At 66.9% G+C, this 12,489-nt stretch carries 14 protein-coding genes; 6 read left to right on the top strand and 8 right to left on the bottom strand.

Annotation, left to right across the window (positions count from 1 at the left end):
* Window positions 1–17: 17 nt before the first annotated feature.
* From J7I89_RS17775 to J7I89_RS17765, 3 genes are all read left to right on the top strand, one after another.
* Window positions 18–1,616, top strand: coding sequence for a carbohydrate-binding domain-containing protein (locus J7I89_RS17775; RefSeq protein ID WP_214973076.1), 1,599 nt, complete (start codon window positions 18–20; stop codon window positions 1,614–1,616).
* Window positions 1,617–1,778: 162 nt separating this feature from the next.
* Window positions 1,779–2,483 carry an endonuclease/exonuclease/phosphatase family protein gene (locus tag J7I89_RS17770; protein WP_214973074.1) on the top strand — a complete coding sequence of 235 codons (705 nt, stop codon included), beginning with the start codon at window positions 1,779–1,781 and terminating at the stop codon, window positions 2,481–2,483.
* A gap of 26 nt (window positions 2,484–2,509) precedes the next feature.
* On the top strand, window positions 2,510–4,210 hold the full coding sequence (locus J7I89_RS17765; RefSeq protein WP_251045510.1) for a SulP family inorganic anion transporter: 1,701 nt from the start codon (window positions 2,510–2,512) through the stop codon (window positions 4,208–4,210).
* 8 nt (window positions 4,211–4,218) lie between these two features.
* Here the strand turns inward: J7I89_RS17765 and J7I89_RS17760 are convergent, their stop codons facing one another.
* From J7I89_RS17760 to J7I89_RS17740, 5 genes are all read right to left on the bottom strand, one after another.
* Window positions 4,219–5,916 carry a DUF5671 domain-containing protein gene (locus J7I89_RS17760; RefSeq protein WP_214973072.1) on the bottom strand — a complete coding sequence of 566 codons (1,698 nt, stop codon included), beginning with the start codon at window positions 5,914–5,916 and terminating at the stop codon, window positions 4,219–4,221.
* A complete protein-coding gene (locus J7I89_RS17755) occupies window positions 5,913–6,377 on the bottom strand; it encodes a hypothetical protein (protein WP_214973070.1) in 465 nt (154 codons plus the stop codon). The genes J7I89_RS17760 and J7I89_RS17755 overlap by 4 nt, the downstream gene beginning before the upstream one ends.
* A gap of 8 nt (window positions 6,378–6,385) precedes the next feature.
* Window positions 6,386–6,574 (bottom strand): DUF1918 domain-containing protein, encoded by a 189-nt coding sequence (locus J7I89_RS17750; RefSeq protein ID WP_214973067.1) that lies wholly within the window; start codon window positions 6,572–6,574, stop codon window positions 6,386–6,388.
* A gap of 84 nt (window positions 6,575–6,658) precedes the next feature.
* The gene (locus tag J7I89_RS17745) at window positions 6,659–7,012 is read right to left on the bottom strand and encodes a TraR/DksA C4-type zinc finger protein (protein WP_214973065.1); all 354 of its coding nucleotides are present in this window, start codon (window positions 7,010–7,012) and stop codon (window positions 6,659–6,661) included.
* 5 nt (window positions 7,013–7,017) lie between these two features.
* Entirely contained in the window at window positions 7,018–7,548 is a 531-nt protein-coding gene (locus J7I89_RS17740; RefSeq protein ID WP_251045509.1) for an NUDIX domain-containing protein, read from the bottom strand.
* 32 nt (window positions 7,549–7,580) lie between these two features.
* Between J7I89_RS17740 and J7I89_RS17735 the strand changes: the two genes are divergently transcribed.
* The gene (locus J7I89_RS17735) at window positions 7,581–8,087 is read left to right on the top strand and encodes a metallophosphoesterase (protein WP_214973061.1); all 507 of its coding nucleotides are present in this window, start codon (window positions 7,581–7,583) and stop codon (window positions 8,085–8,087) included.
* Window positions 8,088–8,151: 64 nt separating this feature from the next.
* Here the strand turns inward: J7I89_RS17735 and J7I89_RS17730 are convergent, their stop codons facing one another.
* Together J7I89_RS17730 and J7I89_RS17725 are read right to left on the bottom strand one after the other, a co-directional pair.
* Entirely contained in the window at window positions 8,152–8,328 is a 177-nt protein-coding gene (locus tag J7I89_RS17730) for a CsbD family protein (RefSeq protein WP_214973059.1), read from the bottom strand.
* 355 nt (window positions 8,329–8,683) lie between these two features.
* Window positions 8,684–9,169, bottom strand: coding sequence for a DUF1810 domain-containing protein (locus tag J7I89_RS17725; RefSeq protein ID WP_251045508.1), 486 nt, complete (start codon window positions 9,167–9,169; stop codon window positions 8,684–8,686).
* 376 nt (window positions 9,170–9,545) lie between these two features.
* Here J7I89_RS17725 and J7I89_RS17720 point away from each other — a divergent pair, with 376 nt between their 5' ends.
* Entirely contained in the window at window positions 9,546–10,883 is a 1,338-nt protein-coding gene (locus J7I89_RS17720; RefSeq protein ID WP_308159954.1) for an ammonium transporter, read from the top strand.
* 16 nt (window positions 10,884–10,899) lie between these two features.
* On the opposite strand, the gene J7I89_RS17715 is transcribed toward J7I89_RS17720, so the two are convergent.
* Entirely contained in the window at window positions 10,900–11,553 is a 654-nt protein-coding gene (locus J7I89_RS17715) for a DNA alkylation repair protein (protein WP_214973058.1), read from the bottom strand.
* Window positions 11,554–11,806: 253 nt separating this feature from the next.
* Between J7I89_RS17715 and J7I89_RS17710 the strand changes: the two genes are divergently transcribed.
* Complete coding sequence (locus J7I89_RS17710) at window positions 11,807–12,184, top strand: cupin domain-containing protein (RefSeq protein WP_214973057.1); 378 nt, start codon at window positions 11,807–11,809, stop codon at window positions 12,182–12,184.
* The last annotated feature ends 305 nt before the right edge of the window (window positions 12,185–12,489 follow it).

The following is a 12,489-nucleotide window of genomic DNA, read 5'->3' as shown; positions in this document are numbered from 1 at the left end:
ATTTTAAGGAAACGCCCATGCGCAAATTCAACAAGACCTTCTCCGTGGCCGCTTTCGCCCTGGCCCTCACCCTCGCCGGGTGCTCCGCCTCCGGGACAGCGGCCACCAGCGGAACCGCAGGCTCCACCGGCCAGGCCGGCACCTCGGCAACCACGCAGATGGTGACTGCCGCGTCCATCTCCGAGGACACCCACTACGACGCCGACGACCTCACCTGGGACGCCGCCACTGAGGTGGCAGTCACGCTCAAGGACGGCGCCAGCAGCGTTGCGGACTCGGCTTCCGGCGCGGTGACGGTCGACGGCGACACCGTCACCATCACGGCGGCCGGCACCTATCGGCTCTCCGGCGCGCTCACCGACGGCAAAGTGGTCATCGCCGCCGGTGAGGAGGATGTTGTCCGCGTAATCCTCGACGGCGTGACAGTCGAAAGTTCCACTGGTTCGCCGTTCGTCGTCCGGAGCGCCAACGAGGCCATCCTGTTCCTGGAGGACGGCAGCACCAACTCGCTCAAGGACGCGGCAACGTACACGGACCAGGGCACCGACGCGCCCAACGCCGCCCTGTACTCCATGGCCGACCTCACCCTGGCAGGAACGGGTTCGCTGGCAGTCAACGGCCAGTACAACGACGGCATCGTGTCCAAGGACGGCCTGGTGCTGGCCGCCGGCAATGTCACCGTCCAGGCCGCCGACGACGGCATCAAGGGAAAGGACTACGCCGTGCTGCTGGATGGCGCCTACCAGGTGACCGCCGGCGGAGACGGCTTCAAGTCGGACAACGACACCGACGACGGCCGCGGCTGGCTGCTGGTCAACGGCGGCAAGATCACGGTCACCGCGGGCGATGACGGCATCAAGGCGCAGAACCAGCTGGCCATCACGAACGGCACCGTGACGGTGGCCGAGTCCGAGGAGGGCCTCGAGGCGCAGCACATCGCCGTCAGCGGCGGGACGGTGGCCGTCACGGCGAACGACGACGGGGTCAATGCCTCGGGCGGGAGCTCCTCCAGCGCCCAGTCCAGCGCCCAGTCTGGTGCCCAGGGCGGAGCGCAGGCCGGCGGGATGGGCGGCGGACCCGGCGGCGGCGAGTCGGTCGGCGACTACACCGTGGACGTTTCCGGCGGCTCGCTGACCATCAACTCCCAGGGGGACGGCCTGGATTCGAACGGCAACGCCACGATTTCCGGCGGCACGGTGTTGGTCAACGGACCCGAGAACGACGGCAACGGCGCCCTGGACGTCAACGGTGAGCTGGCAGTCAGCGGCGGAACCCTGGCGGCGGCCGGAAGTTCCGGCATGGCCGTGACCCCCGGATCCTCGTCCACCCAGTCCGGCGTGCAGGTCACTTTCGGCTCGACCCAGCCGGCCGGCACCACCGTGCAGCTGGCGGACGCCGACGGAAAGCTCGTGGCCACGTTCGTCACGGCCAAGTCGGCGGCATCGCTGGTCTTCTCCTCCGCAGCCATCGAGGCCGGCAAGGAATACACGGTGTACACCGGGGGCACAGCCCAGGTTGAGTCCGGTCTGGGCGAGGGTTCCCTTGACGGCGCGGCGAAACTCGGCACCGTCACTGCCGGCGAATACACGCAGGCCCACGGCCCTGGCGGAAGGTAACAGGTCCCGCATAAGGCAGGCAGCGGGCGAGGTGCCCGTCCGGCGTCGCACGCTGTTTTGGCGGCGCCGGACGCGCGCTTAAGTTTCCCGATCTCCATATGATGTTCTGGGTAGACTCGGAGACTGGTCCTTCTAGCAGCCCTCGGAAGAGGTGTTCCACTGATGAGAGTAATTAGCTACAACCTCCGCAAGCACAAGGCGAGCGGCGAACTGGTCAGTCTGACCCGCAACTTCGGGATAGACGTCCTGTGCCTGCAGGAATGCGATGCCGCGGAGCTGCCGGACACGCTCGGCCCGCTCCATCTGGCCGACTCCACCAAGGGCAACCGGCTGGGCCTGGCAATCTATTACCGCACCGACCGGTTCACGGCGCTGGAAACCAAGACGTTCGCCCTGCACAAGTCCATGCACGACCGCGTGATGGCACCTGCCCACGAGCGCCTGATCGGGACGCGCATGGTGGACAACGCAACGGATCATGAACTGGTCATCGGCTCGTTCCACGCGGCCCCGCTCACCGCGTCGAATTCGCTGCGCCGCAAGCAGATCCATGCGGCCCACGCGGAACTGCTGAGCATGGGCGAGGGCCTCATGACCCTGATGGTCGGAGACTTCAACTACCCGTTCTTCACCAAGAACCTCCACGCGCACATGAAGGACTCCGGCTACGCGCTGTCCCTGAGTGACCGCAGGACGTATACGCGGTACAAGGTCTTCAAGGGCCACTTTGACTTCGCCACGTCCCTGGGTCTGGACATCGAGAGCGTCGAGACGCTGCCGCGGGGCAAATCGGACCACCTTCCGATTCTGATTACGGCCGAGTACGGCCAGGACCGTTCACCGATCAAGGCGCAACCCGTTTCATGATGTGACGGCTTCTCCGAGGGGGGCCCTTGCGCCTGAGCCGCGACTGGATCAAGAATGCCGTACCGGGGGTCCACCTTGCCCGGAGCTATAAGTGGTCCTGGCTGAAGTCCGATCTTGCCGCCGGAGCGGCACTAAGCGCGGCGCTGATCCCTGCAGGGATGGCGTACGCCGAGGCGGCTGGCCTGCCGGCCGTCAACGGCCTATATGCCTCGATAGTTCCCATGCTCTTCTATGCCCTTTTCGGCCCCTCACGGGTGCTCATCATCGGCCCGGATTCATCGCTCGCTCCCATGATCGCAGCGGCTGTCCTGCCGCTGGCGGGCCATGAACCCGCGCATGCCGTCGCACTGGCAGGTGTACTCGCCATCCTGATCGGCGTGTTCCTCATCGCCGGCCGGATTTTCCGGCTCGGGTTCGTGACCGGGCTGCTCTCGAAGCCCATACGGGTCGGCTACCTCAACGGCATCGCCCTGGCCGTCATCGTGGGCCAGGTTCCACGGCTGCTCGGGATCACGGTTCCGGGAGGACCGCTCCCGGACAGGGCGGCAGCCACCGTGGATGCCGTCCTTCAGGGATCCGTCAACCCCATCGCCGTGCTGTTCGGTGCGGGAACGCTGGCCATCATCATTGCCGGCCGCTTCCTCCCGTGGAACGTACCGGAGGTTCTGCTGGCAGTGGCGGCGTCCACCGCCGTCGCCGCAGCCTTTGAGGCGGGACCCGGCCTGGCCATGGTCGGTGCCCTGCCGCCGGGGCTTCCGGCACCTGCTTTGGGCGGCGTCAGCGCGGATGAGGTGGTGGGCCTGATCGGACCGGCGGCGGGAATTGCGCTGATTGCGTTCGTTGATACCTCCGCGCTATCCAAGAGCTTGGCCGGGCACAGCGGCGGCCGCAGCGGCGGCAACCAGGAAATGGGCGCATTGGGCATCGCCAACGCAGCCAGCGGGATGTTGGGCGGGTTTCCCGTCTGCGGGAGTTCGTCTCGGACGCCCATAGCCATCGACGCCGGAGCGCGCACCCCGTTCAGCGGCATCGTCGCAGCCGGACTGGTAACGCTCTTCATGGTGGCCGCACCGAACGTGACTGCCTTCCTGCCGACAGCCACGCTCGCTGCCGTCGTGATCGTGGCGGCCTCATCACTCGTGGATGTCCGAACGGTTCTGCGGCTGGTCAGGATGAGCCGGCTTGAAACGCTGCTGCTGCTCGCGGCGTTCTTGGGCGTAGCCTTCATCGGCGTCCTTGAAGGCATTATCCTGGCCATTGCCCTGTCCTTGATCGCGTTTGTCCGCCGTGCGTGGGATCCCTACCGCACCGAGCTGGGCGGCCTCGACGGCGTTCCCGGCTTTCACGATCTGACCAGGCATCCGGAGGGCAAGCGTGTGCCCGCTCTGGTGGTGGCGCGCTTTGATGCTCCGCTCTTCTTTGCGAACGGGGAAGTTTTCGCCGAGCACATCCGGAGCCTCGTAAACAATGCGCCGGGTCCGGTGCGCTGGGTGATCGTCGCAGCGGAGCCGATCACTGATCTCGACACCACCGCACTGGACGAGCTCGTCCGGCTGGACGATGAACTGGCCCGACTCGGAACCAGCCTGGTGTTCGCTGAGATGAAGGGGCCCATCAAGGACCGCATGATCAAGTTCGGGGTCAGCAGCAGGTTCGGACCGGACCACTTCTTTCCGACCATCCATAGCGCCGTACGCAGCTACAAGAAGACGATGGGACTCGAATGACTCCCCTGCTACTCGCCGCCCGCCAAGGGAACGACGTCGATCCGGGCATCCGGTCCGATGACCACAAGCACGCGCTCGCCGCTGACACCTTCCAGCGCCCTTGCCAGTTGCCCGGGGTCCGGCTGGTCGGGTCCGCCCGAGCCAGCCGGACCGCCGTCGGCCCTTTTCCATACGGTGATTCTGGCCCCGCTCGCCTCGCTGATGACGCGGGACAAGGGCGCGGGGTCGGAGCCTGTCACCAGGATGACGTGCCCGATGGTGCGCCGCTGGGGCGGCGGTCCCGGCGGCAGGGCTGAGCGTTCCCGCTTCCACGCGCCGTAGTGATAGCCGGCCACGAGGCCGGTGGCCACCAGCAGGCCGAGCGGTGCCCGCACCCGCCCGGCGAGGCTCCCCCGGTTTGCGCCATCAAGCAGATATTCGAAGGCCTGGTAGCCGATGACCAGGAGCGTCACGAGTGCCACCACGGCGCTGAGCCCGAAGACCGCAACCAGGTAGATGCGCCGCCCGCCCGCTGCCTTCCCGGACGGCGGAGCTCCACCATCCGGCCCGGCTCCGTCCGGATGGCCTGTAGGACTCCAGACCTTCCACCAGGCCGGACCGCCAATCGTCAGGGCACTGATGCCGCCCAGCAGCAGGGTCCTGGTGTCCGTCCCGGCGAGCGTGGTCTCGGCCAGCCCCAGCGTGGCGTTGACGATCACGCCTATCCCGGAGGCAGCGGCAACCAGGGCGGCTCCCGAGGCCAGCAGCCGGACTGCCTGCCGCATCTGTCCTGACCGTCCGTCCGCGAGCGCTGCGTGGTACGTCCAGAGGAGTGATCCCATGGCCGCGGCCGCCACTGCGGGCCCGAGCGGATCCAGGAGCCGGCTTATGGGATCGGTCCTGTCGAACACCAGCCGGAGCAGCACGAACAGGGCCGTGACCGCACCCGAAAGCGCGAGAATGCAGCCGCCGAGCACGCCGAAAACGGCGACAGCCACGTTGGCCAGCCCCGACAACAGGAGCCGGCCCCCGCCGCGGATCCAGTGCCACCACCAGACAAGGCCTCCGCCTGCCGCCCAGACAAGCGACTGGACAACGGAAACCCACCATGGCCTGCCCAGGGACTGCGTCACCGCAAACACCTGCACGGCTGCATCGAGAAGACCGCCCAGGGCCGTCGCCGCCCCGCCGGCGCCGAGAATGAACCCGAAAACCGACCCGACCACGGTGGGCACGCCGTTGAGGCGCTCGGGCCCTTTGCCCGGGTGCAGCCACATCCACCGGTGCCACCCCCAGACGCCGGCCCACACAAGGCCAGTTGCCAGGGACGGACGCCACTGCGCGGACTCCCCCGCGACGAGCTGCGCGACCATGCCGAAAAGGGCGGTCGAGAAGGTGATCAGTGCAACCGTGTAGATCCCGGCAACGTAGAGCCCCCAGGCGAGTGAGGCGCGCTCCGCCTCCTCGCCGAGCCGCCGCCACACGATCCACCACAGGACGGCCGCCAGCGACCCGCCCACCAGCGCGAAGGCCAGGGACCTGGCGAGGCCGCCGACGTCGTTGGCTGCGAGCGCCGTGCCGGCGGCCAGCAGCCGGTCCAGCAGGCCGGCCAGGCCGGATGCCCCGATGAGGACGAGGGCAAACAGGAGAAGGTAGACAATGAGCCGCCGGACCGTGGACAGCGCGGAGTGCGTTTGTTGGACTGCCGCGGGCCGGACAGCACTCACGGCTTCACCAGGGGTTCCGGACAGACGGTGAGCTGCCACGGGGCGGTCTTCACGAGCCACTTGCTGTTGACCTTGACGAGGTCAAACACGCCCTCGGTCTCGTACTCAGGGTTCCCGAAGGGCCCGTTTCCGTTCGAGACGGACAGCACAACGTGAACGTCCGCGGATTCAGGGCGTTCCGTCGTCGATAGCAGCGTCACCCTGAGGCTGTCGGTTGCAGTGCGGTCAACCGGTCCGCACTGCCGGTTTGAACTTTCCGTCAGGTAGCGGGTAGCGCCGGCCTCGTCGCCGTCGAGGACCGCTGCCGCATAGCGCTGCACCACCCCCGCCGGCGTATCCTCCGCCAGCGGCTCAGGCTGGCCGCGGAAAAAGACGGCCGCCAGCGCCAGCACCACGAGGCCGGCAATGATGGACAGGATAACAATCAGGATCCGGTCGGGCCGCCCCGCGGGTGCGCTCATCCCAGGAGCTACGTGGCTCGGTGCTCGACGGTGAAGTCGCCGCCCGGATACATAATTGTTTCGTGCCCGTCGTCAAAGCGGACGAAGTACGGCGGGGTTCCGTTGGGGCCGCGGACTTCGAGAATCTCACCGTGGCGGTCCGACGACTCCACCGTCCTACCGTGGATGACAATGCGGTCTCCTTGGCTTGCCTGCATGGCAATCACCTCCCAGCCCCTAGCGTACGATGGTCTTCCCCTGTGGGGAACAGCCTGCCAGGACAGGATGAAGAACCGCCGTGGTCAGGCCTTGCCGCTCGCGTGGAGGATGCAAAACGGAGTCCAGGGCCGGGCTTCCAGCCGCCCCTCGGCGATCTCCTGGCCGCACACCGCGCATATGCCGAACGTGCCGGCCGCGATCCGCTCCAGGGCGGCCTCGACCTGGGCCAGCCCGGACCTGCTTTGGTCCAGCAGCGCCGAGGCCTGCGAGAGTTCGAAGGCGATGGTGGCACCTTCGGGATCGTGCTCGTCGTCCACATTGGAGTTCTGCCGGGCCGCGTTGGCCGAAGCGATGTCAGCGCGGAGGGCCGGGAGCAGGGCCAGCTTCCGGGCACGTTCCTCTTCAAGCAGCACCCGGAACCGCTCAGTGTCCGCCATGACGCTCAGCGCCCGTCATGGAGAAGGGGCCGTTGGTGGTCCAGCAGCTTTTCGCTGAGCGCCGGCCAGGACGCGGCGAACGCGGGGTGGAGGTTGAAGCCGGCCACCTCGTGGACCGGGATCCAATCCAGCTCGATGCTTTCGGGGTCGCTGATGGCGGGTTCGAATGGCTCCACGACTTCCACCGCCACGGTCGTATAGGACCAGTAGCCGACGTCGAACACCGAGGTGAAGAGCACCCTGACGTTTTGCTCCGGAACGGCCGCCTCCTCAAAGGCCTCGCGCAACGCACCCGTGACGGGGTCCTCTCCCTGGTGCAGCGCACCGCCGGGCAGCCCCCATGTCCCGCCGTGGTCGCTCCACGTGGCGCGGTGCTGCAGCAGGATGCCCTTCTCAGCGTCGTGGGCCAGGAGCCCGGCGGAGCCGAACCGGCCCCAGAAACGTCCATGGTCACCCTCCACCCAGGCATCGCCCGGGTCACGCGGCCCGAGCGGACGGCGAGGATCTCCCGGCGAGGGCGGCACAATTTTCTCCATCGTCCCAGTCTGCCCCATGGGAAGATGCTGTGATGAGCCTCCGGCTTCTGCTTGTTTCCGACACACACGTACCCCAGCGGGCGCAGGCGCTTCCTGACCAGGTGTGGGCCGCCGTCGACGACGCCGACGTGGTGTTCCATGCCGGCGACTGGGTAAGCGCCGAACTGCTGGACATGTTCGAGCAGCGCAGCAGGCAACTGGTGGGGGTCTACGGCAACAATGACGGCGGTGACCTCAGGCAGCGCCTGCCGGAGACGGCAAGCGTGACGCTTGAGGGTGTGCGTTTCAGCGTGATTCATGAGACCGGCCCGGCGAAGGGCCGCGAGGAGCGCTGCGAGGCGCTGTTTCCGGACGCTGACGTCCGGGTTTTCGGCCACTCCCACATCCCCTGGGACACGGCCTCGGCCCGCGGGCTGCGCCTCCTCAACCCCGGCTCACCCACGGACCGCCGGCGCCAGCCGGTGTGCACCTACATGACCGCCGTCGTCGGGAACGGCAGGCTGGGCGACGTCGAACTCGTGGAGGTCAAGCGGCGGTAAGCGCGGCCGCCCCCCGGAAAGCCGAGAGCCCCGCCTGCTTCGGCAGGCGGGGCTCCCTGTCGGGTCAGTCGTGCTTGAATGCGTCCTTGACCTTTTCGCCGGCCTGCTTCAGGTCAGCCTTGGCCTGGTCGGCTTTTCCTTCGGCTTCGAGGCCTTCGTCGTCCTTGGCCTTCCCGGCACCTTCCTTGGCTTTGCCTGCAAGCTTTTCCGCTGCGTTGTCGATCTTGTCGTCCAGACCCATGCCACTGTCCTTCCGTCTGCGCGGCCCGCTGGCTGCGGGCTGGCTCGTGCTCCCAGTGTAGGACCGGAGGCAGGACGGGTGAAGGCGCCCAAAACCTTGCGATTCAGCGAAGCGGGGGCCCGGCAGACCCCCTATTTGGGGGGTCCGGCCACGACCACCTGTTCTGGTCTGAAGACCGGGGTTTTCCCAAGACGTACAGGCGAGAGTAGCGGTGTCCTGAAGTTGCAGGTAGCCGCGAACCTTCACTGCAGGACTGCCGGGTCCGGGCGCACTCCCCCCAGAAGCGCCGGACCCGGCTACACCCCTCCGGCATCGGCGGCCGCACTCGCCGGGCAACGGCCGGGAACAGTCCCGGTCAGCTCCAGGGACTCCAGCCCGGTCCCCTGGCTGCCAGGAGCCGGTCCGTGCCCGAGTCCGGTTGCCCTTCGAAGTACTTATCAAGGACCCGGTGGAAGGCCGCTTGCCCCGGTACGGCACGTAGGAAGAGCGTCATGGACGAATGAAGCTTCAGCGCGTCGATGCCGCCGAAGATCTGAGTGGCGTTGCGGGCATTGAGGCCGGCCACAATTTCGGCGCATTCGATGAGCCGGGGGCCGAGAACCGGATGCTGCAGATAAGCCCGGGCTTCGTCGAGGGAGGCGATGGCGTACATCCTGGAGGTGGCGCTCTGGCCCAGCCCGGCGATCTGGGGAAAGACGAACCACATCCAGTGGCTCCGCTTGCTTCCGCTCCGAAGCTCGGCAACGGCCGCATCGTAGGTGTCGGCGGCGTTCTGGGCGGCCAGGAAACGCTCTAGGTTGTGCGGGTCACTCACAGCCGGCCCGGCAGGATCGCCACTCATACCCCATGGTGACCGGGGCTGCTTCCGGCGGTCAAGATGCGTGATGTGCGACGGCGGGATGTCGCCCTCAGCGGTTGTGTTTCGTTCACTGGCCCGTAACCCGCCCTCAAAACACCTCTTTCACGGTGACGTGCCTGCCACCGCCCTTGAATTGGCACCTGTGGCGGCGCACGGCACCACTTTCGGCGCGCTCCAAGAGGCCCCGTTAACAATCCGGAAACAGAACGGTCATGCGGGCTTTACTTAGCGGCGTTTTTTGAAACGCCTGCGAAACTTTCCTCGCCAACACCTGAAACATACGTCCACGAATATCGATGAGGGGCTTGGGACCGGCAGCGGTCTCCTGTACGGATGACTTGTTGCGAAGGGAACACGCGTGGAGATCACTGCGGCGAACGTTTGGATGATGGTGTCGGCGGCCCTGGTGCTGCTCATGACCCCGGCACTGGGCCTCTTCTACGGCGGCATGACCCGCGCCAAGGCCTCCCTCAACATGGTCATGATGAGCTTCGTGTCCGCGGGCATCGTAGGCGTCGTCTGGGTGCTGTGGGGCTACTCGATGAGCACCGGTGAAGGCATCCTGGGCCTGTTCGGCAACCCTTTCGCCAGCTTCGGCTTGAACGGCCTTATGGGTACCCCCGAACTGATCAAGGCCGGCTTTGCCGGTACCTTCGCCATTCTCACCGTGGCCCTGATCAGCGGAGCCATTGCCGACCGCGCCAAGTTCACGGCGTGGGTGGTCTTCGTGCCGCTCTGGATCACCTCTGTCTATTGCCCCCTCGCCTTCATGATCTGGGGCGGCGGCCTCATGAGCCAGGGCGGAGCAGTGACCGCCGTCTTCGGCCAGGTCATCGACTTCGCCGGCGGCGCCGTCGTCGAAATCAGCTCCGGCATCGCCGCGCTGGTTCTTGCGCTGATCGTCGGCAAGCGCCACGGCTTCGGGAAGGACCCGGGGCACCGCCCGCACAACGTCCCGTTCATCATGCTCGGCGCGGGCCTCCTCTGGTTCGGCTGGTTCGGCTTCAATGCCGGCGCTGCCACCACGGCGGAGCAGGCGGGACTGATCTGGGTCAACACACTGGTGACTCCGTGCGCCGCAATGCTTAGCTGGCTCCTCACCGAGAAGGTCCGCCACGGCCACCCCACTTCCCTGGGCGCCGCGTCCGGTGCTGTCGCTGGCCTCGTGGCCATCACGCCGTCGTGCGCCAACATCAGCCCGCTCGCCGCCGTAGGCCTGGGCCTGGTGTCCGGTGTGGCTTCGGCGCTCTTCGTCGAACTGAAGTTCAAGTACGGCTACGACGACTCCCTGGATGTTGTCGGCGTCCACCTGGGATCCGGCCTGGTCGGCACGCTTGCACTGGGCTTCATCGCCCTCCCCGTCGACGGCCAAGGCGGCGGACTCTTCTACGGCGGCGGACTCCAGCAGCTCATCGCCCAGACCGTGGCCGTCCTCATCACGCTCACACTGTCCGGCCTCATGACCGCCATCATCGGCGTCGGGATCCACAAGACCATCGGGTTCCGCGTCAGCCACGGGGATGAGGTGGCCGGCGTGGACCGGTCCGAGCACGCCGAGAGCGCCTACGAGTTCGGCGGGCTGGCCCCCAGCCAGTTCCACCCGCAGCGCCAGCACATCGACGCTGCGACGTCTGTACTGCCGGAAGAGGCGCTCGAAGACGCCGATGATCTCCGGCGGGTCGCCACCTCAGTGTAGGACTAACCCGGGCAAGCTACGCGCCGGATGGCAGGCGCAGTTCCGGCCGGCTCTTCGCCACCTCGTCCAGCACCACGCGGATCGCCTCACCGGCAGCCGACCCGTCATCGCCGCTGTCCGTCACCTCGGCGAGAATCGTCCGTGCGTGACGGGTGAACCTGTCCCAATCGCCGCCGCCTGCCCGGAGTGCCCGCAAGGGTGCCATCAGGGCCGCACGGCGCAGCCAGACGTCGGGCTCCCCCGCCCAACGGTCCAACACGACGTCGGCGCGGGCCCTGCCCTGGGCGTCGAGCCCCTCCATCAGCGGCCCGACGACATCAACGGCGAGCGGATCAACCAGAGCCCGCACGCCCGCCTCCCGAACGAAGCCTTCGATCCGCGTGAGGTCTGAGTTGGTCAGCACTTCCACCCTGGACTGCAGGAGAACGACGGCGGCCAGGCGGCGCTCGTATACCGGCACCGACCACAGCTCAGAACTGAGCGCAGTGACGTCATCGTGGGTCAACCCGGCGTGGCGGCGGAGGGCGTCGCGCACCGTGCCGCGGATTGCTCCCACTGACGCACCGTAGAACTGCAGGTCGACGCCGAGCCTGAGGCGCGTCTCGTCAGCCCTGTACCACGACGATTCGCGCTGCAGGGCGTCGTCGATGAACTCTCCAGCCGCACTCACCTCCCCATTCTTTCGGCCCGCGTGGCTGCCCGTCGACTCATTTCGAGACTGCGACAAAGAGGGCAGGAGCAGACTCTGAGGGCACGCGCATGGCTATCGACAAGCATGCTCCAACGGAGGAAGCTGTCACCGTACGCGATTCGTAGTCCGGATTGGCGTGAAATCTGCGGCAGCGCCAGCCGATCCTGCTGACCGGTTTCCTGTGGGAAAGCGTCCAGCACTGTCCAAGCCCGCCATGAGAGAAGGAGTGCAAGTGTCCCAGAACGTCGTCACTCAGCTGAACGTGAAGTCGCACAACTCCCCCGACGAAAGACGCCGCCCGGACAAGGCCGAAGTGGACGTCGTCACGGTTGGGGACTACACCATCGGCCGGTTCAAATTTGAGCCCGGCTGGCGGTGGTCCGAGTCCGTCAAGCCCGTGGTGAAGACCGATTCATGCCAGAACAGCCACGTGGGCTTCTGTGTTTCCGGCAGCCTCGTCGTCGAGACGACGGAGGGAAATCGGATCAACATCACCCAGGGCGACTCCTACACCATCCCTCCGGGCCACGACGCGTGGGTTGAGGGGAACGAGACCTTCACCGGCATCGAGTTCCTGAGCGCTGCCACCTTCGCGAAGGCCCCGGAGTAGCCTGACCGTGCCGGCAGGTTACCCCTGCCGGCACCGGCCCATCTGGCACGGTTCGACACAGCGTCTCCGTGCCCACTGTCTCCACAGTGGGCCCACAAAACTCATCCCGTATGCGAGCACGGACCTGCGCGCCCGCATGCTTCGGTGCGGACGAATCCAGCACGTTTCCGGCTTCAGGCGTGCGACCACGGGCCAGCGTCGGGGTGCCCGGTCGTGACGGGCTCCCGCGAAATTGTTTCAAATCGGTGTTCCCGCAGGTCAGATGCGCCGCCGCTGCCGTCGCGGTGATCCGCACGATCCCGGTG

It is taken from the genome of Arthrobacter sp. ISL-5 (assembly GCF_018613835.1).
Classification (GTDB): Bacteria; Actinomycetota; Actinomycetes; order Actinomycetales; family Micrococcaceae; genus Arthrobacter.
The sequence above is the reverse complement of the archived record's forward strand: the minus strand, read 5'-3'. Positions and strand labels throughout refer to the sequence as shown.